Raw genomic sequence first — 21,120 nt, 5'->3', positions numbered from 1 at the left:
CTCTAGGACACCATGGTAAGCATACTCCTCGTTGACGATCACACTATTTTCCGCGATGGCTTGAAGCGCCTGCTTCACGAGGAAAACGACCTGCACGTCGCCGCGGAAACTGCTGACGCGGGCGAGGCCCTGCTGTGCCTGCGCACCACGCCAATCGACGTGGTGCTGCTGGACATCAACATGAAAGGCAGGAGCGGGCTGGATATCCTTCCCTCCATCAAGGCTGAAAGGCCCGCTCTTCCCGTCATCATCCTGAGCATGTATCCGGCCGAAACCTATGCCCTGCGCGCCCTCGACGCGGGCGCCAGCGGCTACATCGCCAAGGACATGGACTTCCACGAATTGATCACGTGCATACGCAGGGTGGCAGCCGGCAGCAAGTATTTTCCCGCCGAGATTCTCGACCGGGTCCTTCGGCACAGCCGGTCCGACGATGCCGAAGAGGCTCCCCAGGCCAAGCTGTCTTCCCGCGAGTTCGAGATCATGATGCTCATCGTAAAAGGCCAACGGCTTACCGACATCGGCACGCAGCTGTTCCTGAGCGTCAAGACTGTAAGCACCTACCGCAGCCGCATCATGCAAAAGCTCAATCTCGGCAACAACGCGGAGCTTGTGCAGTATGCGCTCAGGCACAAGCTGATCGATTGAGCTCATCCGCGATGGGGTCAGACCCCATGCGGGGTCTGACCCCTGCTTCAGCGCCTTGAGATGGGGTCAGACCCCGTACGGGGTCTGACCCCGAAACATCAGACCCTGGGGTCTGACCCCCCTGCTACAACATCTTGATCAGTCGCGCAGCGGTATGTTCACAATGGATTTTGCTGAGATGGCCAAGACGTTCCGAATCGCCATCCACCAAGGCATCGAATATCTGGCGATGCTCCACTTCCGCTTCGGCGACATCCATGGTCAGGCTAATCTCGATGCGGATGTAGGGCTCGACCATATCGCGCAGCATGAAGGCAACACGCGACACGTGCCGCAAGCCCGCACAAGAAAAAATTCTTTCGTGGAATGCGGAATTCAGCTCCAGCCACTGATTGGCCTTTTCCGGAGTTGAAATGCTTACCTTCTCCATCTTGAGCAACAAGGCTTTCACCGCCTTGATGTCTTTGTCCGTGCGCGCGAGCGCGGCAGCCGCCCCCGCGTGTCCCTCGACAATCGCACGAAGGGCAAAGATTTCCTGTATCTCTTCCGGCTCAAGGGAAATGACCGCATAGCCTCGCCGCGGCCTCAACTCAAGCAAGCCTTCCGTTTCCAGCCTGGTCATGGCTTCCCGTAAAGGAACCCTGCTGGAGCCGAAACGTTGTGCAAGCTCTTCCTGGCGCAGGATTTGGCCGGGCGGGAACTCGCCCTTCAGGACACCGCTGCGCAACCGTTGATACACCATCTCCGGGAGGGATTGAATGTGATTTTCTGTGCTTTGTAGTTCTGCCATAGCGATCGTAAGTTTGTCGTCCCTGAGCCATCGACGACCGCGGAAATACTGGTGGAGGGGCTGGCCGAGCCGCTGCTGTTTGACGCCTCCGAAATGCTGCGGCGCAGGTCCTTAGCCGAAGGCGACAAGCTATCCCTGCATGTCCCTCGCGAAAAAGTTCATGTCTTTGCACGGCAATAGCCATGCCGATCGACACCCGGCTCCGCACTTCGATTCCTATCGACGCTTATCCGGGCTTTTTTTAACTTAAATGGAGAACAACGTGTCCGCTGAAATCAATATCTATAATCCGTCCAAGCTCGGGGCGCCTCTGGGCCAATACACCCACGTCACTCGTGTGAAGGCGAACGAGTTCCTCTTCATTGCCGGCATGCTTTCCGGCGATCCGGAAGGAAATATCGTCGGCGAAGGCGACTTTGACGCTCAAGCCAAGCAAGTCTTCAGCAACATCAGCGCGGCATTGGAGTCTGCCGGCGCCACATGGGGCAACGTGGTTCAGTTCACCACTTACCTGGTCCACTCCCAGGATATTCCCAAACTGATGGAGTTCCGCAAGCGCGAGTTTCCCAAGATGTTCCCCAACGGCATTTATCCGCCCAACACCATGCTGATGGTGGACCGTCTCGTCAAGGAGCCCTTCCTCATCGAGGTGCAGACCATTGCCGCCATTTAAGCCAGTCTGAACCGACGCGACCCCGCCGCATGGCGGTCCGTCCGGTAAGGAACATGCCCGCTGACGTTCTGTCAGCGGGTTTTTTTTGGCCGTGGCGTTGGGGCCCGAGCGACGGGGTCAGACCCCAAACGGGGTCTGACCCCAGACTCAAGCACACGGTTTAATATGAGCATCAGGGGTCGGACCCCGCATGGGGTCTGACCCCGGCAACGCCTACTCCAAAGGAGCGCACTCATGAGCAAAATGCCTGTTCTGTTCATCGGCCACGGAAGCCCAATGAATACGCTAGAACAGAACGACTTCACCGATGCATGGAAAGCGTTCGGGCATCACCTGCCGCGGCCCCGGGCGCTGCTGGTCGTCTCCGCGCACTGGTACTTCGGCGCCACGGCCGTCACGGCGATGGCGCAGCCGCGAACCATCCATGACTTCTATGGCTTTCCACAGGCACTGTTCGACTTCGAGTACCCGGCGCCCGGAGACTCCGACCTCGCGCGCGAGATCACCGAACTGGTCAAGCCGAACTGGGTAGGCCTGGATCGCGATCAATGGGGCCTGGACCACGGCACATGGTCGGTGTTGACCCATCTGTATCCCGATGCGGACATTCCCGTACTGCAGCTGTCGATCAACGCCTTGAAGCCTCTCGACTATCACCTTGAGCTTGCGGCAAGCCTGCATGCGCTTCGGGAACGCGGCGTCATGATCGTGGCCAGCGGCAATGTCGTCCATAATCTGCAGAAGATTCAATGGCGCCAGCGCGACTTCGCATACGACTGGGCAAAGCGATTCGACGACGCCGTCGTTCAGCAGCTTGCGCAGCAACCCGAAGACATCCTGCGCATATGCGACCATCCCGACTACGATTTGGCCGTACCCACGCCCGATCACTTCATCCCGCTGCTCTATGTCGCCGGCTTGGCGGCGGCGGACGGCACCAAGCCGGAGGCCTTGGTTCGCGGCTATTCCATGGGGTCGATCTCCATGACCTGTTACGGGCTTGGCGCAGGACTGCATCTCAGGGAGAACGCAAGCTGCGCCGCCCGCCTGCCTGAGCACATACCGCCCGACCAGACAAACATATAGTTCAATCGCCTTGCGGCACACCGCAAGGCGTCTCCGCTCCGGTCTCTCTTTCGTGAATGTAATAGAAAATAATAATTATACAAACGAGAATTATTTGCATTAATATCTATGGTTTCGGATAAATGCGATAGGCGGGGATTCTCGACGTGACGGCTGCGGCTTCACTTAAAACCTGGTACTGGTGGCATACGAAGACCATCCTACGGTCTATATCGGCATGACGCCCTCGCACACTGGCGATCCGAAGCTGACGCACTACATGCGCTTCGACGCCCACACCGGCGAGCTGCTCCACGACGCACCCACGGTGCGCGAAGAACAATTCAGCTTCATGGGCATGATGCTCGCCCTGTCGCAACCTTTGCACTTCGGAGACTATGGCGGCCTGCCCCTGAAGCTGCTATGGGCTCTGCTCGACCTGCTGACCATCGTGGTGCTGGCCAGCGGCCTGTACCTATGGATTGCCAGGCGCAAAGCGAATGATGTGCGAGGAAGCAAGCCGTGACGTTGCGCCAGGCTTCTTTCATCAGGATCTGGGGCATTCCCATCGTGCTTGCCGCGCTGACCTGCTTCGGGCTGCTGTCGGCGCTGCTGGGCACGGGGGCCTGGCATTGGGCTTCATGGCTCTGTCTGGCGATCCCGCTGATCACCGGCCTTGCTTACTGGCTGCGGCCCCGCAAGGGCACACGGTAACCGGCCAGCGGGAACGCTCTTCTTACCCAAAAGCACAACGGAGCAACGACATGCCTCATCCTTCATCCGGCCGGCCACCCTTCCGGTCAGCCGCCGCTTTGGCCTCGGCCGGAATTCTCAGCGCATCCCTGGGGTGCTCGCCGGCTTTGGCGCAGACGCAGTCCGCACGGACCGCTGCCAGCCAGACCCTGTCGCCCATCACCGTTACGGGCGACACCGCCGCCGGTGCCCTGGCGCCTACGGAGGGCTATACGGCAACCTCTTCGCTTAGCGCATCCAAGACCGACACGCCCCTGATCGAAACGCCGCAATCGGTCACGGTCATCACGGCGGACCAGATACGCGACCAGGGTGCTCAAGGCCTGCAGGATGCGCTCAACTATGCCGCCGGCGTCAGGTCGGATGCCTACGGGCTGGACTCGCGCTCGGACAACTTCAATGTGCGCGGCTCATCGCCCGCCACCTATCTCGACGGCCTGAGGTCTCACTATCAGTACTACACCAGCACGACACGCACCGAGCCTTATACGCTCGAACGCATTGAAGTATTGCGCGGCCCCGCATCGATGCTGTACGGGCAGGGCAGCACGGCCGGCGTCGTCAACATGGTTTCCAAACGCCCGCAGGCCGACGCCTCGCGCGAAATCGGCGTTCAATATGGCACGTACAACCGGCGCCAGATGCAGCTGGACCTGACCGGTCCGATCGACGAGGACGGCCGCTGGCTTTATCGCGTGGTGGCGCTGGAGCGCAAGTCCGGCACCATGGTCGATCACGTTCCCGATGATCGCCTGGTGCTTGCGCCGTCGCTGACCTGGAGGCCATCGCATCGCAGCTCGCTGACCCTGATGGCGCTGTGGCAGGACGACCGATCCGGCTCGACCGCACAGTTCTTCCCGTATGAAGGCACGGTGCTGGACAACCCCAATGGCAGGCTCGACACCAGCACCTTCATCGGCGATCCGGACTGGGATCGCTATGACTCGCGCCGCCGCTCCATCGGCTGGGCCTTCGAACATCAATTCAATGATCAATGGACGCTTCGGCAAAATACACGCTGGTCATACAACCATGTCGACTATCGCAGCTTGTATGGCGACTCGTTCAGCGCTCCTGGAACCTGGGCTGCGGATCCCATCAACAAGCGTCTCATCGGCCGATACGCCTGGGGTTCGGATACGACCGTGCGCATGGCGCAGGCCGACCAGCATCTGCAAGGCAAGTTCAACACCGGTCCAGTGCAGCATGACATGCTTGTAGGGCTGGAGTACACCTATGCCAAGCATGAGGAATCCACTGCCTACGAGAGCCCCGCGACCGTTCCGCTGCTCGATGCCTACAACCCGGTGTACCCGCGCTATGCCCCGCCGCCTTTCTTCGGCAGCCCCGCCATGCGCCAACGCGACATGGGCATATACCTTCAGAACCAGATGCGCTGGAACAACTGGATCCTGGTCGCCGGACTGCGGCACGATCGGTCTGAAAACACGGTGACCGGCTCCGCCGGCCAAGTCAGCACAGCCAACAGCAAGCGCTTCGGCCTGCTGTACGCGTTTCCCAATGGTTTTTCTCCTTATGCAAGCTACAGCGAATCATTCACTCCCGAACTCGGACGCGACGCCAACGGTACGCCTTTCGTTCCACTGAAAGGCAAGCAATGGGAGGCCGGCCTGAAATTCGAATCGCCCGATCGCAACACACTGGCCAATATCTCGGTCTATACGCTGCGCGAGGAGAACCGCCTGGTGAACGACCCCGCCAATCCCCTGCAAAGCATCCAGGCTGGCGAGACGCGCAACCGGGGCATCGAGATCGAGCTGAAGACCACTGTGGCCGGCAAGCTGGACCTGATCGCCAATTACACCTATCTCGACCAGGACGAACAGCTTGAAGGACAGCCGGCGCATCAGGCATCGTTGTGGGGCAAATACCGCTTTGCCATAAACAGCATGCCCGGCTTCTCAGCCGGCGCAGGCGTGCGCTGGGCGGACGGCTTCCGCGAGCGCAGCGGCCCGAAAGTGCCGAGCGTGACGCTGGTTGACGCAATGCTGGCCTATGAAACATCACGCTGGCGCTTGGCCCTCAATGCCAACAACGTGTTCGACAAGACTTATGTTGCAACTTGCCTTGAGCGAGGCGATTGCTGGTATGGCGCACGCCGGTCGATTGTGGCGAGCGTGGCTTATAAGTATTGATGATCAGCCGGTACTGATTGCCGGTGGTCCTATTATTCCTGAAATAGGAATAGATCATGATGTTTTTGAATATTTATTCCTATTTCGTAAAGTCTTAAAGTCATGGCATGGAATGCGAAAGCTTCGCTGACACACTCAAAAATACAGGACCACCATGAAAAAGACACTTATTGCCGCTGCATTCGCCACATTTTTCGCCAGCCAGGCCTTGGCCTCGTCCCAGACTTATGTGGTGGATCCCGCCCATACTTTCCCACGCTTCTCGTACGACCACATGGGCATGTCGAAGCAGATCCTGCGCTTCAACAAGACCACCGGCACCGTGTTGCTGGACAGCGCCGCGAAGCAAGCCAAGGTCGACGTAACCATCGACATCACCTCCGTCAGCACCGGATTCGACGCCTTCGATGGTCATATACAGGGCGCGGACTTTCTGGACAGCGCCCGGTTTCCGACCGCCACCTTCAAGTCCACCAAAGTCGTGTTCGAAGGCGGCAAGCCCGCTAGCATCGAAGGCGACCTGACCATCAAGGGCGTCACCAAACCCGTGACGCTGACCGTGACGTCCTTCTTCAATGGTCCGCATCCCATGCTGAAGAAACAAGCCATCGGCGCCAATGCCACGACGGTCATTTCGCGTACTGAATTCAATGCCGGCAAGTTCGCGCCCGGCGTCGGCGACGAAGTCACCCTCGACATCGCGCTGGAAGCCGTGGTCGAATAAGTCAATACGAATCTGCCGGACCGGGCGTATCGAAAATGAACCGTTAATGCCCAGCCGGCCTCATCAGCAAGGAAACGACATGGGACTTCTGATAGACGGAAAATGGCATGATCAGTGGTACGACACCGGCAGCACCGGCGGCCGCTTCGTTCGCAGCGACGCCCGGTTCCGGAACTGGATCACGCCCGACGGCCGCCCCGGGCCAAGTGGCGCCGGTGGATTCCGCGCCGAACCCGGGCGCTATCACCTGTATGTATCCCTTGCCTGTCCGTGGGCGCACCGCACATTGCTCATGCGCGCCTTGAAAGGCCTGGAGCAGATGATCAGCGTGTCCGTCGTCCATCCCTATATGGGCGAGCATGGCTGGACGTTCGATTCCGGCCCGGGCGTGATCCCCGATCCCGTCGGGCAAGCGCAGTACCTGTATCAGGTGTATTTGCGCGCGCAGCCCGGTTTCAGCGGTCGAGTCACCGTTCCGGTGCTTTGGGACCTGCAACGCAATACCATAGTCAGCAACGAGTCTTCGGAGATCATCCGCATGCTCAATTCGGCTTTCGATGGCATATGCGCCAGAGAAGGCGATTACACGCCGTCGGAACTATTGCCGCAAATCGACGCCATCAATGGCGAAGTCTACGATGCCATCAACAACGGCGTCTATAAAGCGGGCTTCGCCACGTCTCAAGCCGTCTACGAGCAGGAAGCGACAAAGCTGTTCGCCTATCTGGACAAGCTGGAAGCCAGGCTGGGACGGGAGCAATACCTGCTGGGCGACCGCATCACGGAAGCCGACTGGCGCCTGTTCACCACGCTGATCCGCTTCGACGCCGTTTATTACGGACATTTCAAGTGCAACTTGAAGCGTCTGGCCGACTACAGGAATCTTTGGAGCTACACACGCGAACTTTATCAATGGCCGGGCGTCGCGGGCACCGTGAACTTCGACCACATCAAGCAGCACTATTACCGCAGCCACGGCAGCATCAATCCCAATGGCATCGTGCCGCTGGGTCCGATCCTGGATCTGGATCGCGCGCCCGATCGCACATTGCCGGCTGGAACCCTGCGGGAAACACAAGGAGCATCATCATGAACACCACCGCAAATCAATCCGTCTCCATCGACACCGTCGAACCTGCCAACCATGCGCGACGCGACATGTTCCGGATGGCGGGTGCGGGCGGCGTCAACGGCGTCATGGAGTTCATGAACCGCGAACTGGCCAATACCGTATTGCACAGCGGCGTGGAAAGCATCGGCAAACTGAACGAAAGCCATGTAAAGCGCACGGCGGCTTGAAAGGGTCAGACTCCGCACGGGTCTGATCCTCCAGGTAAGCAGCATGTGTCTTTGATAGTCCGCGTTCACGCGGTCTGACGGGCATCCTCCCGAATCATGTCTGAGACCTTCTCCGCCACCATGATGATGGGCACGTTGGTGTTGCCCGATACCAGGGTCGGCATGATGGAGCAATCCACCACGCGCAGGCCTGATACGCCCCTCACCCGCAGCCTGCTGTCGACGACCGCCATCGTGTCATTGTCCGGCCCCATTTTTGCCGTACCGCTGGGGTGGAAGATGGTGGCGCCGTACTCGCGGCAGAAGTGAAGGATCTCATCGTCCGACTGTGCGTCGGCGCCCGGGCGAACCTCACGCTTCATCAAGGGCGCCAGGGGATCGGTGGACGCCAGCCGGCGGGCGTAGCGCACCGCCGCGACTGCCGTGCGACGGTCCAGGTCGGCGGACAGGTAGTAAGGCTGCATCGATGGCGCCTCGAAGGGGTCGGTGGAGCGGATGCGGACATGGCCGCGCGACGCCGGACGCAACTGGCAGACCGAGTAGGTGCAGCCGGGGAAGGGGTGCACCGTACCGCCGGCCATGTCGGCGGAGAGCGTGGCGAAGTGGAACTGTATGTCCGGGCGCACAACTTCGGGCATGACCTTGCAGAACAGCGCGCCCTGGTTGATGCCGATGGCCAGCGGGCCGCTGCGGCTGAAGAGCCATTGCAGGCCTAGGCGGGCCTTGCCGGCCAGTGTGCGCAGGTCATCGTTGGTCGTGATGGGCTTCGTGACCTCGTACATGAGGCGGATCTGCAGGTGGTCCTGAAGGTTTTCCCCGACCCCCGGGGAGGCATGGACGATCTTGATGCCGTGTTCCTTCAGCAGCGCCTCGGGACCGATACCCGACAGCTGCAGCAGCTGCGGCGATTGCAGCGCCCCGGCGGCCAGCAGTACCTCGCGGCGTGCCCGCAGGGTTCGCAATGCGCCGGGCCGGCCGGCCTGCACGCCGCAGGCGCGCTTGCCGTCGAACAGGACGCGAGAGGCCTGGGTGCCGGTCATCACCGTCAGGTTGGGGCGCCGGCGCGCCGGCTTTAGGTAGGCCACCGCCGAGGAGCAGCGCAGGCCATGCCGGGTAGTGAGCTGGTAGTAGCCCACCCCCTCCTGCTCGCCCGTGTTGAAGTCCTGCACACGCGGCAGCCCGTGCGTGCGGGCCGCCTCGATGAAGGCTTCCACCAGTTCGTGGCGCGCCTTGATGGAGCTGGCCCACAAAGGGCCGTCTGTGCCCCGCGTGGGGCCCGGGCCCAGGTCATTGTGCTCCAGCTTGCGAAAGTACGGCAGGCAGTCGTCCCAGCCCCATCCCGGATTGCCCTGGGCTGCCCAGTGGTCGTAGTCCTGGCGTTGGCCGCGGACATAGATCAGCCCGTTGATGGAGCTGGAGCCGCCCAGCACCCGGCCGCGCGGCCAGTAGATGCGGCGGTCCAGCATGCCCGGATCCGGGTCGGTGTAGTAACCCCAGTTCAGCGTCTTATGGAACATGGTCTTGCCGTAGCCGATCGGCAGATGGATCCACGGATTGTGGTCGGCGGGCCCGGCCTCCAGCAGGCAGACGGAATGCCGCCCGTCCTCGGAAAGGCGATTGGCCAGCACGCAGCCGGCAGAACCCGCGCCGACGATGATGTAGTCGAACACTGCTTCCATGATGCTAGTCCTTCAGTACCGACGGCAGCCACAGCGCGATCTCGGGGAACCACAACACCAGCAGCAGGCCGATGACCTGCAGGCACATGAACTGCATCATGCCCATGTAGATGTCTTTCAGGCTCCACGAGGGCACCACCCCCTTGAGGAAGTATGCCGATAGCGCGACCGGGGGCGACATCCATGCGGTCTGCAGGCACACGCAGACCAGCGTGCAGAACCACACCAGGTTGATGCCCAGCTGTGCCACCACCGGCAGGAAGATTGGCACCACGATCAGCACGATCGGCACCCATTCCAGGGGCCAGCCCAGGATGAAGATCAGGCCGAGCATGAGCAACAGCATCGTGGTCGGCCCCAGCTCCAGGCTCAGCATGAGGCTGGCCAGGTAGTCGGCGCTGCCCAGGCGGGAGAACACCGCCCCGAAGTAATTGGATGCCGCGACCAGCAGCAGGATCATGCAGGAGATCTCGAGTGTGGCGATGACCGATCGCTTGAAGCCCTTCCAGCTCATCTTTCGATAGGCCAGCGTCAGCAGCAGCGTGACGAAGGCCCCGCATGCGCCGGCGTCGGTGGGCGTGGCGATGCCGGCCAGGATCACACCCAGGGTCGCCGTGATCATGACGATGACGGGCACCGAGCCGATCAGCAGTTCCTTCAGCACATACGGAAGCGGCCTGCGTTCATCCATCGGCAGTGCCGGACCGAGTGCGGGATTCAACCAGCTGCGCGCCAGTGTGTAGATGATGTAGATGCCCGCCAGCAGAAGGCCCGGCATGATCGCCGCCGCAAACAGTTCGGTGGCCGGCACGCCGACCACCGGGCCCATCACGATCAGCATCACGGATGGCGGCAGCAGGATGCCGAGCGTGCCGCCCGCGGTGATCGTGCCCGCGCTCATGCGAACGTCATAGCCGCTTTTCATCATGGCGGGCGCGGCCATCACGCCCAGCAGGGTGACGGACGAGCCCACGATGCCGGTGGCCGCCGCGAAGATGGTGGCCGTCAGCAGCACCGCGAGGTACAGCGAGCCGCGCACGCCGGCCAGCAGCAGCTGCACGCCTCGGAACAGCCGCTGCACCAGACCTGACTGTTCGAGCAGGAAACCCATGAACAGGAAGAACGGCACGGCGGCAAGCGTCGGATCGCGCATCACCGAGAAGAACTGCAGTGTCATCAAGTGCAGCGCGATCTCGCCCAGGGCGAACCAGCCCACGCCAAGACCCACGGCAATGAGGGTGAATACGATGGGAAAGCCCGCGAACATCGCCACGACGAGAATGCCGAGGGACAGCAGGCCCAAAATTTCCGGACCGATGCTCATAGCCATTTCCCCCTGCGTGCGGCGTAGCCGCTCTTCAGCAGCTCAGATACCCCCTGGATCAACAACAGGGCGGTTGCCAGCGGCATGGTGAGCTTGAATGGCCAGACGATGGGCATCCATGGGCTCGTCACGATGCGTTCGTTGCGTAAGAACGAGGTCAGGAAGTAGTCCCAACTGACCGTCAGGAACAGGATCAGGGCCGGAAAATAAAGCAGCAGGTAGCAGACGATGTCGACCTTGCCCTGGGTGCGCACGGACCACTGATCGTAGAACAGGTCTGTACGAATATGCGATTTCTTCATCAAGGTAAAGGCCGATCCCAGCATGAAAAAACTGCCGTACAGCATGAACGTCATGTCGTACGCCCAGACCGTGGGTTTGTTGAAGAAATACCTGCCGATCACCTCGACTACCAAGCAGCCCACCATGGGGAGGATGAGCCAGGCGATCGCCCAGCCCGTCATCTTGGTGAAACTGTCGATGGCCCCGACCACCCGCCTGATCCACGTGTCGCACGCGGTCTCAGGCAGTTCGGGATACCCCGCCGCCACATCCGTCATCTTGAAGACTCCCAAAGAAACCTTGAAGGAGCATCCGGGCGCGCCTGCGGCGTCGCCCTGTCTGTCCTCGTTTCGTCCTGCCAGCGTTGGCCGGCCGGGCTATGCCGTGTGGCGCAGCCCGGCCTTATGGCCTTATTGCAGCGTTCTAATTGTTTTTTAGTGCGGCATTACCGAGGTTGGAGTACAGGTCCAGAATCTTGGTCCAGTACGGCACCACCGTCTTGCCGAAGTTACGCTGCGAATCGAGGACTTCCTTGAAGAAGGCGTCCTTGGCCGCATAGCGGTCGAGCACCTTGTTGGTCGCCTCGACGAAAGCCGGGTAGAAGTCTGCCGGGGTGTCGTGCACGACCACCTTTTCTGCCTGCATTTTCTGCAGTGCGGCAGCGTTGCGCGCCACGTTGAAGGTGTAGGTTTCCCCCACGCTGGCCAGCGATGCCGTACGGACGATTTCCTGGAGGTCAGGATCCAGCGACGCCCAGAACTTGCCGTTGATGATGACTTCGCCAACGTCCGTCGACTGGTGCAGGCCCTGCAGGTAGTAGTTCTTCCAGACGGTATACAGGCCCAGGTTGACGTCATCGGCCGGTCCGATCCATTCGGCCGCATCGATCACGCCCCGTTGCGCGGCGGGAACGATTTCGCCGCCCGGCAGCGCCACGGCCGAGATGCCCATTTCGCCGAAGATTTCCCCGGTGATGCCGGGCGGCGAGCGATACTTCAGCTTCTTGAAGTCCGCGACGCTGGCGATCGGCGCCTTGAACCAGCCCAGTGGGTCAGGACCCATGGGCTGCAACATGAACACTTCGACGTTGATCTTCAGGACATCTTTGTAGAACTTGTCCAGCAGCTTGTTGCCGCCGCCCTCATACAGCCAGGCCATGTGCGAAAGCTGGTCCATGCCGACACCGGCGCCGGCCATGGGGTTGCTGAACAGGCCCGCCGCCGGGTGCTTGCCGGACCAGTAGTGCGTCCATGCATAGCCGCCTTCCACGATGCCCTTGTCGACCGCATCGAGGATCTCGAACGCGGGCACCACGGCGCCATCGGGAAGGATCTCGACCTTGAGCCGGCCTTTCGACATTTTATCGATACGGTCTCCCCACCGCTTCATCAGTTCGAAATACATGCTGCTGGTAGGCACGGCAGTCTGTACCCGCAGCTTCTTGACGGCCTGTGCCTGCACGGCTGTGGCCGAGAACATGGTGGTCGCCACGAACAGCGCGCCAACCAAGGTTTTGCTCCACCGACTTTTCATAATCTCCTCCGCCATCTTGGTTTGTTATGCACAGCACGTCTGGCGTCTGTGCGGCAGAAAGCCAACGTCCGTTCAGGCTTGGCGGCGGAGCTCCGTGAAGGAACCTGCCGGGGCAATCCATGACTCGCGTTGTGGGCGATTCTAGGGAGCGCGGTGAACACGAGTCAATCCGCAGCGCATCAAGATCGCAGTTTTGGACCAAAACCTTCAAAAACAGACCATAATCGATCTTCCCCAGCCCCCTTCGGAGAACCGCTGTGCCCCCTCGAGAGCCCATCAGCCATCAGGCCGACTCCGCCCGCAGTCTGCGAACGCTGCACATCCTGGAAATGCTGTGCCGCACCGCGGTACCGCCCACGGTGGCACAGTTGGCCGCCCGGCTGAAGGTTCCCAAGACCACGATGATCCGGATGCTCCGCATCATGCTGGACGAAGGCTGGGTGGTTCGGATGCCCGCCACCGGTGGCTTCGTAACCGGCCCGCGCGCCCACGCGCTGGGGCTCTACACCCTGAAGAGCACACCACTGATGCAGGATTGCCTTGCCGTGCTGCGTGACCTCGCGCGGCAGATGGATGAAACCTGCAACTTGACGGCCCTGGACGGCAATGAGGTGCTGTATGTCGCGCGTGTCGAGTCCCCATACCCGCTGGGCGTGCATTTCGACCATGGCGCACGCGTGCCGGTGTATTGCACGGCCAGCGGCAAGCTGTTCCTGTCGCGCATGCCGCGGCCTGAACGGCAACGAGTCCTGGCGAACCTGCCTCTGCACCGTCACACGCCGAACACACAGGTCGATCCGGCCCGACTCGCCGAGTACCTGGACCAGCCGCGTAGCCGCCAGGTCGGCATCGACAACGAAGAGTTCATACGGGGCATGGTCGCCATCGCCGTGCCGGTGGTGGACGACCAGGATGCCATGGTGGCCGCGGTGGCATGCCATGGCCCCACCGCCCGCATCACGCTGGATGGGCTGATGGCGAACGTGCACCGGCTGCAGGCGGCGGCGGAAACCGTCCGCGCGATCTTGCTGGGGCGTTAGGGGGCGATGCCGCCTTCATCGCCGCAACGGTATGCATATAATCAATATTGCCATTTGCACAATATACATTGGCAATATTGCGCCTCACCCTCTAATATTTTTGGTTTAGCATTATCTATCAAGCCTGAAGGAGGTGTCGCGATGTCAACACAGTTACGCGGCTATTGCACTTTGTGCCGTTCGCGATGTGGAACGATCAACACGGTGCGTGACGATAAACTGATTCGTGTCGACCCCGACACACAGCACCCCACTGGTCAGGCGATGTGCGCGAAAGGCCGTGCCGCGCCTGAACTGGTGCACAGCCCCCACCGTATTTTGCACCCCATGCGCCGCACGACGCCCAAAGGCTCGGCTTCCTCAGCTTGGAAGCGGATCACTTGGGACGAGGCACTTGACGAGATCGCCGAGCGCTTCAGGCAGATTCGTGAGGAAAGCGGCGCAGAAGCCGTGGTGTTCGGCGTAACCACACCCAGCGGCACACCGATGTCAGATAGCATTGACTGGGTCGAGCGTTTCATCCGAGGTTTTGGAAGCCCCAACATCGCCTATGGAACCGAGGTATGTAACTGGCACAAGGACCACGCCCATGCCTTCACATACGGCTGCGGCATACCCGTGGCCGACTATCGCAATGCCGGGCTGATCATGCTCTGGGGCCACAACCCCAGCAATACCTGGCTGGCGCAAGCGAACGCCATTGCCGAAGGCAGGCGCGCGGGCTCGCGCCTCCTGGTCATCGACCCGCGTCGCACTGCCCTGGCCGCCCAAGCCGATGTCTGGTTGCGGGTCAAGCCTGGTACCGACGCGGCGTTGGCCTTGGGCTTGGTCAATCTGGTGCTGGAGTCTGGCCAATACGATCACGACTTTGTGCGGCGCTGGACGAATGGACCTTTGCTGGTTCGATCGGACACCGGCAGGTTCTTACGCGCCAGTGAGCTGGGCGACGGCGCCGGAAGCGACGAATGGATAGCATGGGATCTGCAAACAGACGGCCCGCTCGCCTATGACTCGCGCCAAGGTGCGTCAGTTGAACTGGCAAGGCAATTTGCGCTGCGCGGCGAATTCACCGTCTTGGTTAATGGCAAGACCGTGCAATGCCGGCCGGCCATGGATCTACTGGCAACCCGCTGCAGCGAGTACTCGCCCGAGTACGTAGAAACGATCACAGGGGTGAATCCTGAGACGCTGAAGGCGGCCGCCCAGATGATCGTGAACAGCTCCAGCGTCGCCTATCACTCTTGGTCGGGCGTCGCGCAAAGTGTCAACGCCAGTCAGACCGATCGCGCCATCGCCATCCTTTATGCGTTGACCGGCAGCTTCGATGTGCCGGGCGGCAATCGTGTGTATCCCAAGCAGCCTGTGAATGCCATCAACGGTCTGGATCTGATTCCCCCTTCACAGCGCGAAAAGGCCCTGGGCCTGAAAGAGCGTCCGCTCGGGCCTGGCAATATGGGGTGGGTTACGGCGCGCGATATGTACCAAGCGATTTTGACCGGCGAGCCCTACCAAGTGCGGGCTTTCATGGGGTTCGGGACCAATCAGCTGTCGTCCCAGGGCGATGTCGACACGGCGACCGAAGCGTTCAGCAGACTCGAGTTCCACGTCCATTGTGATCTTTTTGAAACGCCCACATCGCGCTATGCCGATATCTTGCTGCCGGTGAACACGCCATGGGAGCGTGAGGCTCTTCGCTCAGGATTTGAGATCACGCGAGAAGCGCAAGAGCTGATCCAGTTTCGCCCACAAATGGTCAGCTCACGTGGCGAGTCGCGTTCAGATAACGACATTGTGTTTGACCTGGCGCAGCGGCTGGGCATGGGCAACATCTTCTTTGACGGGGACCTTGAACGCGGTTGGGATCATCACCTGGCGCCGCTAGGAATTACGGTTTCCGAACTCAAGCGGGCAGGTAGCATACGCCGTCCACTTCCGCATTACGACAGAAAGTACAGCCGCCCAGCGCAAACCAATGAGGCCTCTGTGCTGGGCTTTGAAACCCAGACGCGGCGCGTTGAACTGTATTCAGAGCTGCTGCATCGCCACGGTTACGATCCGCTTCCTCATCATAGCGGCACTGCACTCGACTCTACAGACGACAATAGCGATTATCCCTTTACCCTGACGTCCGCAAAGAACGGTTATTTCTGCCACAGTCAGCATCGCTCCGTGCCGTCCCTGCGCAAACGCGCAGCAAACCCTGAAGCCATATTGAATGCGTCAGCCGCTGCAGAAAAAGGCATTCGGCAAGGCGACTGGGTACGGATCACCACCCCTCTTGGTGCTGCGCGGTTTGTGGCGACACTTGACACGCACATCAGCAAGGATGTGGTCAGCGCAGAGTTTGGGTGGTGGCAAGCCTGTACTGAGCTGGGGCAACCTGGCTACCCGGTACGCGGCGAATGGTCCAGCAACTACAACAGCCTGGTTTCGACCCGGTATGGCGCCGACCCCATCAGCGGGTCCGTGCCCATGCGTCAGTTCGTGTGCGATGTGGAGCTGGATCCCGAGTTTGACCCGGTGCAACGGCCCTGGGAAGGCTTGCTCGATTTCCGCGTAACGACCCTGAATCGCGTGGCCGACGACGTGCTGGAAGTGACGCTCGCTGCGTCCGACGACCGCCAAATACCCGACTACCGTCCGGGCCAGCATATTTCGCTGGAAGTTGATCTGAATGATGAAAGCACCTTGACTCGGACCTATTCCCTGATCGGTTCGGCGCACGAGAACGATCGGCAGACCTACCGGATCGCAGTTCGCCGGCAGCTGGGCCGCACTGAACACGGCGATGAATGGTTTGGCGCCTTTTCCGGCCACCTTCATACAAAGATATGTGTGGGCGACGTGCTGCGGGTCGGGCCGCCCGGGGGAAACTTCGTGATTCCCGAGAATTCGCCTCAGCCCATAGTGCTGTTTGCCGGTGGCATTGGCATTACGCCCTTCCTCTCGTATCTGGAGTCGCTGGAAGCCACGGACGACATGCCGGAAGTGTGGCTGCACTACGCGAACCGAAACAGTCGGACCCGGGCTTATGGGGAACGGCTGCAGCAGCTTCGCGAAAAGCTACCGCGCTTGACCGTCACGGAATATTACAGCGAGCCGCTGCCAACTGATGCAGGTGCGCGGGAACCGCTAGGCGCCCATGTCGTTTCAGACGAGCTCATCCAGGCACGAGCACGCTTTTATATGTGCGGCCCTCCCCCGATGATGGACAGCCTGCGAGAAGGTCTCACGGCGCGTGGCGTACCGGCGTTCGATATATTCCACGAGGTGTTCCGTTCACCCCCTGTGGTGAATCTCGCTGAGGCAGGCCCCTTCGACGTCCGCTTCGCCCGGTCCGACAACCATACGGCGACCTGGACGGCCAAGGGCGGAACCCTGTTGAGTTTCGCAGAAAAGCAGGGTTTGACCCTGCCTAGCGGTTGTCGAGTCGGCCAGTGCGAGAGCTGTGCGGTAAAGATCGTTTCGGGCCAGGTTCGGCATCTGCACGGCGTCGAGCCGGACGACCCGTCGGTCTGCCTCACGTGTCAAGCCATACCGACTTCCGATCTGGTTCTCGAGGCCTGATGGGAAGTCGTGACCGCGCAACGCTTAAAACGATGCCAGGAACAGCGCGGCCATCATCACGACCCCCGATCCAATCAACGTGACGGTGGTGTAGCCGAGGATATCGCGCATCTTCAGGCCGGCAATGGCCAGGGCCGGCAGCGCCCAGAACGGCTGCAGCATGTTGGTCCATTGGTCACCGTAAGCAACCGCCATAATGGCGATGGCCGGATCCACGCCCAGCTGGCGTGCCGCATCCAGCATAATGGGACCCTGCACGGCGAACTGGCCACCGCCTGACGGCACGAAGAAGTTGACGATACCAGCGGAGATGAAGGCCAGGACGCCAAAGGTGTGCTCGTTCGAGATTGCAACAAAGCCATTTGAAAACACAGCGATCAACCCGCTCTTTTGCATGATGCCCAGGATACCGGCATAGAGAGGAAACTGAAGAAGGATCTCGCCCACGTTAGACGCTGCATTCTTGGTCAAATCGATAAGCTGCAGCACGCTTCTGGAGAAAATCAGGACCAGCGTCAGTAGCGACCAGTTCACGATATCAAGCGTGATGCTGCCGCCGGACGAGAAGTGAATGACCAAGTACGCAAGCAGAATCAGCCCAAAAATGAAGACCAGGCCACGCGATGCGTCGATCCGGTCGCCCGGAGTCGAGATGACGTGCTGTACTTCGACATGCTCTTCGGAGCCAACGTTGGCGGGCAATTCGTAGATGTCTTCGTCCCTTTTTGGGGCGACCATCTTGAACAGGATCGCAACCACAATGATGACGAGGGCGGCTCCGCCCATGTTCCACCAGGAGAATATCGTTTCCGATACCGGAATCACCTGGCCGTCCAGAGCCTTGGTCAGGAAAGAGCCGGGCGTTGCAGCGGTCAGTGGACCGGACCCCGAGTAGCCCATGTGCCAGACGATAAAGCCCGAGTAGCCGGCAGCAACCAGCAAGGGATAATGCAGTTTGATGCCACGCTCGCGACCTTGCACGGCCACTTCACGTGCCAAGAGCGCGCCGGCGATCAATCCAAGCCCCCATACGATCAGGCAAAGGACGGCGCTGGCTACGAAAACAAACATGTAAGCTGCGCCCGCGCTGGACGGAATGCGCGCCATGCGGATCAATACTTTCCTGATGGGCCCTGTGTTGGCCAAGATGTGGCCAAGAAGAAGGATCAGGGACATCTGGGTCATGAACGCCAGGATGCCTGACAAGCCATCACCCCAGTACTTGACGACCTCGGCGGGCCCGGCGGGGGTCAGGAACAAGGCTAGCAGGATCACGATGGCAGTCAGCGCCAGCGCGAACGTCATGGCTGACGGAATCCACTGTTCCAGCAAGTTATTTACCGGTCCCATGAGGCCGCGAGAGCGGGTCGCCCTGTAGTTATGCTGTGTCGACATGTCGTGATCTCTGCTTATTGAAAGTTTGTGTTCAATTGATACGCGGCAATGATACCGCTGTTGCTGCCTGTGCCGCTCAAATCGTGGCGGCTGCAGGCAACGCTACCGTCAAACCGCGCTGCCGTTTTTCTAGAGCATCGTAAAAATTGACTAATCTACCCATAAGCTGACCCTTGTTCAATTCAACCAAACAGTAAATTCGCGATTTAAGGGTTTATCCCTACTTCAGGCGAAACCATACTGACCACATCGAAGCCAATCCAATGTCAGGAATGCTTCCTGACGCCCCGCGTCGATGTCTTTTTAGATCTATTTATTGGAGTCAGTATGAAAACCGCCATCACCACCGTCATGATCTCGGCCGCATTTTTTGCAGTCGGCGCGCAAGCCGCCGATGCCCCTACCGCCACGACGCGGGCATAAGTCGTCGCGGAACTTGAGCAAGCCCGGCACCATCCCAGGGTAGAGGCTTGATCGCTGCGCCATGTCGGGTTAACTGTCCCAGCCGCCGCCAATCGCCCGTATGAGCGCGACGGCTACCTGCGCCCTATCTCCATCCAGTCTGACTGAGACTCTTTGCTGCTGAAGCACTTCCCTGTCTGCATCGATCACGTCCAGATAACTCACCGAGCCTTCACGATACTGAATCTGCGCCAACTGAGCCGCGCGTGAGGACTGCGCCACAGCGGCATCCTGCACCTTCGTCTGTGCGTCCAGGATCCGCAGGCTCGACAAACCGTCCTCCACTTCGCGGAAGGCTTGCAACACCGTTTGCCGGTAGGCGGCTACATCCCCTTCATATTGGGCGCGGGCACGCTCCAGTCCGGCCTCGCGCCGTCCGCCATCAAAGATGGGCAACGATAGTACCGTGCCGACCAAGGGTCCAAGCAGGAAGGTACGACTGGACCATTCGAGCAGCTTGCCAAGCTCTTCAGACTCGTAGCCAAAAGCGCCTGTCAGCGTCAAACTGTAATGACCCAGCAGTATCTGCTCAGCTCAAGCGGCTAATGCAAAGGCTTCAGCCGGGGTTTTCATGTTCAACGCCTGATGTGGGCGTCGGTGGTTGTAAAAGCGTATCCAGTCGCCGATCACGCGGCTGGCATGCTGCAAGGTTTCAAAGCGGTGCCGGTGGGCACATTGCTCTTTAAGCGTTCTGATGACTCGTTCGACCATGCCGTTTTGTTGTGGGCAATGGGGCGTGATGAACTCCTGGCGTAGGCCATAGCTGCGAGCCAGCTGGGTATAACTTCGGCTGGTAAAAACAAGCCCGTTATCCGACCGAAGCAAGAACGGCTCTGGCACACGGCCCAGTGTCCCGAAGCGGGCAATCAGTGCGTGCTCCAGGGCGCTGCCCGCAGTAGTCGCCTTGCCGCTACGCGACAGGTGCCAGCCAAGCAACTCACGCGTATGGCAGTCGATCACCAGCGCCAGGGTTGCCCATCCATCACGGCCCGCCCAGATACGGCATAGATCCGTTGACCAGCGTTCGTTGGGCGCTGTGGCAACTGACGGCAACGTCTGGATGCGTGGCCTGAGCCCAATGGCTCGCTTCTTCACTTGCCAGCCCTTGAGCTGGAAGATGCGCTGGACCGTGTTCTTGTTCATGCCCAGCAACGCCGCGACGGTGCGGTAGCCAAACGACGGCGACTCTTCGATCATCGCCTTGATCGGCTCAGCAAGCTCAGGGTTGATCTTCGGCGCCGCCTTCGTCGGTTTGTAATACACCGTGCGCCGGGGAATTCCGAACCACTGGCACAGCTTGGAGATCGAGACGGTAAAGCCATCTTCCTTCAGTCCCTGGCGGATCGTCTCGATCACTTCTCGTCCTCGCCCAACAGGGACTGCAATTTTTTTCTTGTGCGCAGCTCCAACATCGCTTCGCCGTACGCTTCTTGCAAGTCCTTGATCTGGCGTTCGTATTGCTCTTTGACATCCAACGGGTTGGCCCGCAAGGCATTCTCCATACCGCGCTTGGCATCGTCCACCCACTTCTCCACTTCGGAAGGGGAAAGGTCGTAGGAACGACTGGCCTCGGAGACCGTAGTCTTGCCCTGAATAATGTCCAGCACCAGCGCGCCCTTGCGCTTGGCCGTCCAGCGTTTGATGTCTTCGTCCATCTTCATACTCATCGTGATTCCTTCAATTATCACCTGAGCAGAAAATCAGTGGGTCATTACAGCCAAGAACAACGC

At 60.2% G+C, this 21,120-nt stretch carries 18 protein-coding genes and 2 pseudogenes; 11 read left to right on the top strand and 9 right to left on the bottom strand.

The genetic code is table 11. From position 1 onward, the window contains the following. The first annotated feature begins 12 nt into the window (after positions 1 to 12). On the top strand, positions 13 to 648 hold the full coding sequence (locus ACSBPU_RS00210) for a response regulator (RefSeq protein WP_442594483.1): 636 nt from the start codon (positions 13 to 15) through the stop codon (positions 646 to 648). Positions 649 to 772: 124 nt separating this feature from the next. On the opposite strand, the gene ACSBPU_RS00205 is transcribed toward ACSBPU_RS00210, so the two are convergent. After that, a complete protein-coding gene (locus ACSBPU_RS00205; protein ID WP_442594481.1) occupies positions 773 to 1,438 on the bottom strand; it encodes a GntR family transcriptional regulator in 666 nt (221 codons plus the stop codon). 262 nt (positions 1,439 to 1,700) lie between these two features. Here ACSBPU_RS00205 and ACSBPU_RS00200 point away from each other — a divergent pair, with 262 nt between their 5' ends. The 8 genes and pseudogenes from ACSBPU_RS00200 to ACSBPU_RS00165 all read left to right on the top strand — a co-directional run bounded on the left by ACSBPU_RS00200 (position 1,701) and on the right by ACSBPU_RS00165 (position 8,108). Then, positions 1,701 to 2,111: a Rid family hydrolase gene (locus ACSBPU_RS00200; protein WP_180071383.1), complete on the top strand. Its 411-nt coding sequence runs from the start codon at positions 1,701 to 1,703 to the stop codon at positions 2,109 to 2,111. 234 nt (positions 2,112 to 2,345) lie between these two features. Next, positions 2,346 to 3,197 (top strand): 4,5-DOPA dioxygenase extradiol, encoded by an 852-nt coding sequence (ygiD, locus tag ACSBPU_RS00195; protein WP_442594478.1) that lies wholly within the window; start codon positions 2,346 to 2,348, stop codon positions 3,195 to 3,197. Positions 3,198 to 3,441: 244 nt separating this feature from the next. Further along, positions 3,442 to 3,702, top strand: a pseudogene (locus ACSBPU_RS00190) (PepSY domain-containing protein); the annotation flags it as partial. After that, positions 3,699 to 3,890 carry a hypothetical protein gene (locus ACSBPU_RS00185; protein WP_442594476.1) on the top strand — a complete coding sequence of 64 codons (192 nt, stop codon included), beginning with the start codon at positions 3,699 to 3,701 and terminating at the stop codon, positions 3,888 to 3,890. The pseudogene ACSBPU_RS00190 and the gene ACSBPU_RS00185, both read left to right, overlap by 4 nt. Before the next feature lie 50 nt (positions 3,891 to 3,940). Then, positions 3,941 to 6,085, top strand: coding sequence for a TonB-dependent siderophore receptor (locus ACSBPU_RS00180; protein ID WP_442594474.1), 2,145 nt, complete (start codon positions 3,941 to 3,943; stop codon positions 6,083 to 6,085). Between the two features lie 154 nt (positions 6,086 to 6,239). Next, complete coding sequence (locus ACSBPU_RS00175; protein ID WP_442594472.1) at positions 6,240 to 6,809, top strand: YceI family protein; 570 nt, start codon at positions 6,240 to 6,242, stop codon at positions 6,807 to 6,809. 79 nt (positions 6,810 to 6,888) lie between these two features. Beyond that, entirely contained in the window at positions 6,889 to 7,902 is a 1,014-nt protein-coding gene (locus ACSBPU_RS00170) for a glutathione S-transferase family protein (RefSeq protein ID WP_442594470.1), read from the top strand. Then, the gene (locus ACSBPU_RS00165) at positions 7,899 to 8,108 is read left to right on the top strand and encodes a hypothetical protein (RefSeq protein WP_442594468.1); all 210 of its coding nucleotides are present in this window, start codon (positions 7,899 to 7,901) and stop codon (positions 8,106 to 8,108) included. The genes ACSBPU_RS00170 and ACSBPU_RS00165 overlap by 4 nt, the downstream gene beginning before the upstream one ends. 65 nt (positions 8,109 to 8,173) lie before the next feature. Here the strand turns inward: ACSBPU_RS00165 and ACSBPU_RS00160 are convergent, their stop codons facing one another. The 4 genes from ACSBPU_RS00160 to ACSBPU_RS00145 form a co-directional block, all read right to left on the bottom strand. After that, entirely contained in the window at positions 8,174 to 9,787 is a 1,614-nt protein-coding gene (locus ACSBPU_RS00160) for a GMC family oxidoreductase (protein WP_442594466.1), read from the bottom strand. Positions 9,788 to 9,791: 4 nt separating this feature from the next. Continuing rightward, positions 9,792 to 11,111, bottom strand: a complete 1,320-nt coding sequence (locus ACSBPU_RS00155) for a TRAP transporter large permease (protein WP_442594464.1) — start codon at positions 11,109 to 11,111, stop codon at positions 9,792 to 9,794. After that, positions 11,108 to 11,671: a TRAP transporter small permease subunit gene (locus tag ACSBPU_RS00150; RefSeq protein WP_442594462.1), complete on the bottom strand. Its 564-nt coding sequence runs from the start codon at positions 11,669 to 11,671 to the stop codon at positions 11,108 to 11,110. The genes ACSBPU_RS00155 and ACSBPU_RS00150 overlap by 4 nt, the downstream gene beginning before the upstream one ends. A gap of 145 nt (positions 11,672 to 11,816) precedes the next feature. Continuing rightward, a complete protein-coding gene (locus ACSBPU_RS00145; RefSeq protein ID WP_442594460.1) occupies positions 11,817 to 12,926 on the bottom strand; it encodes a TRAP transporter substrate-binding protein in 1,110 nt (369 codons plus the stop codon). A 257-nt stretch (positions 12,927 to 13,183) separates the two neighbouring features. Between ACSBPU_RS00145 and ACSBPU_RS00140 the strand changes: the two genes are divergently transcribed. Both ACSBPU_RS00140 and ACSBPU_RS00135 read left to right on the top strand, forming a co-directional pair. After that, positions 13,184 to 13,966, top strand: a complete 783-nt coding sequence (locus tag ACSBPU_RS00140; protein ID WP_442594458.1) for an IclR family transcriptional regulator — start codon at positions 13,184 to 13,186, stop codon at positions 13,964 to 13,966. Between the two features lie 141 nt (positions 13,967 to 14,107). Further along, positions 14,108 to 17,533 carry a molybdopterin-dependent oxidoreductase gene (locus ACSBPU_RS00135; RefSeq protein ID WP_442594456.1) on the top strand — a complete coding sequence of 1,142 codons (3,426 nt, stop codon included), beginning with the start codon at positions 14,108 to 14,110 and terminating at the stop codon, positions 17,531 to 17,533. Between the two features lie 24 nt (positions 17,534 to 17,557). Here ACSBPU_RS00135 and ACSBPU_RS00130 read toward each other — a convergent pair whose 3' ends face one another. The 4 genes and pseudogenes from ACSBPU_RS00130 to ACSBPU_RS00115 form a co-directional block, all read right to left on the bottom strand. Continuing rightward, on the bottom strand, positions 17,558 to 18,928 hold the full coding sequence (locus tag ACSBPU_RS00130; RefSeq protein WP_442594454.1) for a short-chain fatty acid transporter: 1,371 nt from the start codon (positions 18,926 to 18,928) through the stop codon (positions 17,558 to 17,560). 492 nt (positions 18,929 to 19,420) lie between these two features. Further along, positions 19,421 to 19,894, bottom strand: a pseudogene (locus ACSBPU_RS00125) (TolC family protein); the annotation flags it as partial. Between the two features lie 30 nt (positions 19,895 to 19,924). Further along, positions 19,925 to 20,746: an IS3 family transposase gene (locus ACSBPU_RS00120; RefSeq protein WP_442594452.1), complete on the bottom strand. Its 822-nt coding sequence runs from the start codon at positions 20,744 to 20,746 to the stop codon at positions 19,925 to 19,927. Next, positions 20,743 to 21,057, bottom strand: a complete 315-nt coding sequence (locus ACSBPU_RS00115) for a transposase (RefSeq protein ID WP_442594450.1) — start codon at positions 21,055 to 21,057, stop codon at positions 20,743 to 20,745. Before ACSBPU_RS00115 ends, ACSBPU_RS00120 begins: the two co-directional genes overlap by 4 nt. Between the last annotated feature and the right edge of the window lie 63 nt (positions 21,058 to 21,120).

This window comes from Parapusillimonas sp. JC17, assembly GCF_052180245.1.
Lineage (GTDB): Bacteria > Pseudomonadota > Gammaproteobacteria > Burkholderiales > Burkholderiaceae_B > Parapusillimonas.
This window is presented reverse-complemented; position numbering and strand designations above follow the sequence as displayed.

Excerpts from the sequence above, each read along its gene's own strand:
- ACSBPU_RS00210 (WP_442594483.1), top strand. The coding sequence starts at position 13 with ATGGTAAGCATACTCCTCGTTGACGATCACACTATTTTCCGCGATGGC.
- ACSBPU_RS00205 (WP_442594481.1), bottom strand. The coding sequence starts at position 1,438 with ATGGCAGAACTACAAAGCACAGAAAATCACATTCAATCCCTCCCGGAG.
- ygiD (WP_442594478.1), top strand. The coding sequence starts at position 2,346 with ATGAGCAAAATGCCTGTTCTGTTCATCGGCCACGGAAGCCCAATGAAT.
- ACSBPU_RS00180 (WP_442594474.1), top strand. The coding sequence starts at position 3,941 with ATGCCTCATCCTTCATCCGGCCGGCCACCCTTCCGGTCAGCCGCCGCT.
- ACSBPU_RS00175 (WP_442594472.1), top strand. The coding sequence starts at position 6,240 with ATGAAAAAGACACTTATTGCCGCTGCATTCGCCACATTTTTCGCCAGC.
- ACSBPU_RS00170 (WP_442594470.1), top strand. The coding sequence starts at position 6,889 with ATGGGACTTCTGATAGACGGAAAATGGCATGATCAGTGGTACGACACC.
- ACSBPU_RS00165 (WP_442594468.1), top strand. The coding sequence starts at position 7,899 with ATGAACACCACCGCAAATCAATCCGTCTCCATCGACACCGTCGAACCT.
- ACSBPU_RS00160 (WP_442594466.1), bottom strand. The coding sequence starts at position 9,787 with ATGGAAGCAGTGTTCGACTACATCATCGTCGGCGCGGGTTCTGCCGGC.
- ACSBPU_RS00155 (WP_442594464.1), bottom strand. The coding sequence starts at position 11,111 with ATGAGCATCGGTCCGGAAATTTTGGGCCTGCTGTCCCTCGGCATTCTC.
- ACSBPU_RS00150 (WP_442594462.1), bottom strand. The coding sequence starts at position 11,671 with ATGACGGATGTGGCGGCGGGGTATCCCGAACTGCCTGAGACCGCGTGC.
- ACSBPU_RS00145 (WP_442594460.1), bottom strand. The coding sequence starts at position 12,926 with ATGAAAAGTCGGTGGAGCAAAACCTTGGTTGGCGCGCTGTTCGTGGCG.
- ACSBPU_RS00135 (WP_442594456.1), top strand. The coding sequence starts at position 14,108 with ATGTCAACACAGTTACGCGGCTATTGCACTTTGTGCCGTTCGCGATGT.
- ACSBPU_RS00130 (WP_442594454.1), bottom strand. The coding sequence starts at position 18,928 with ATGTCGACACAGCATAACTACAGGGCGACCCGCTCTCGCGGCCTCATG.
- ACSBPU_RS00115 (WP_442594450.1), bottom strand. The coding sequence starts at position 21,057 with ATGAGTATGAAGATGGACGAAGACATCAAACGCTGGACGGCCAAGCGC.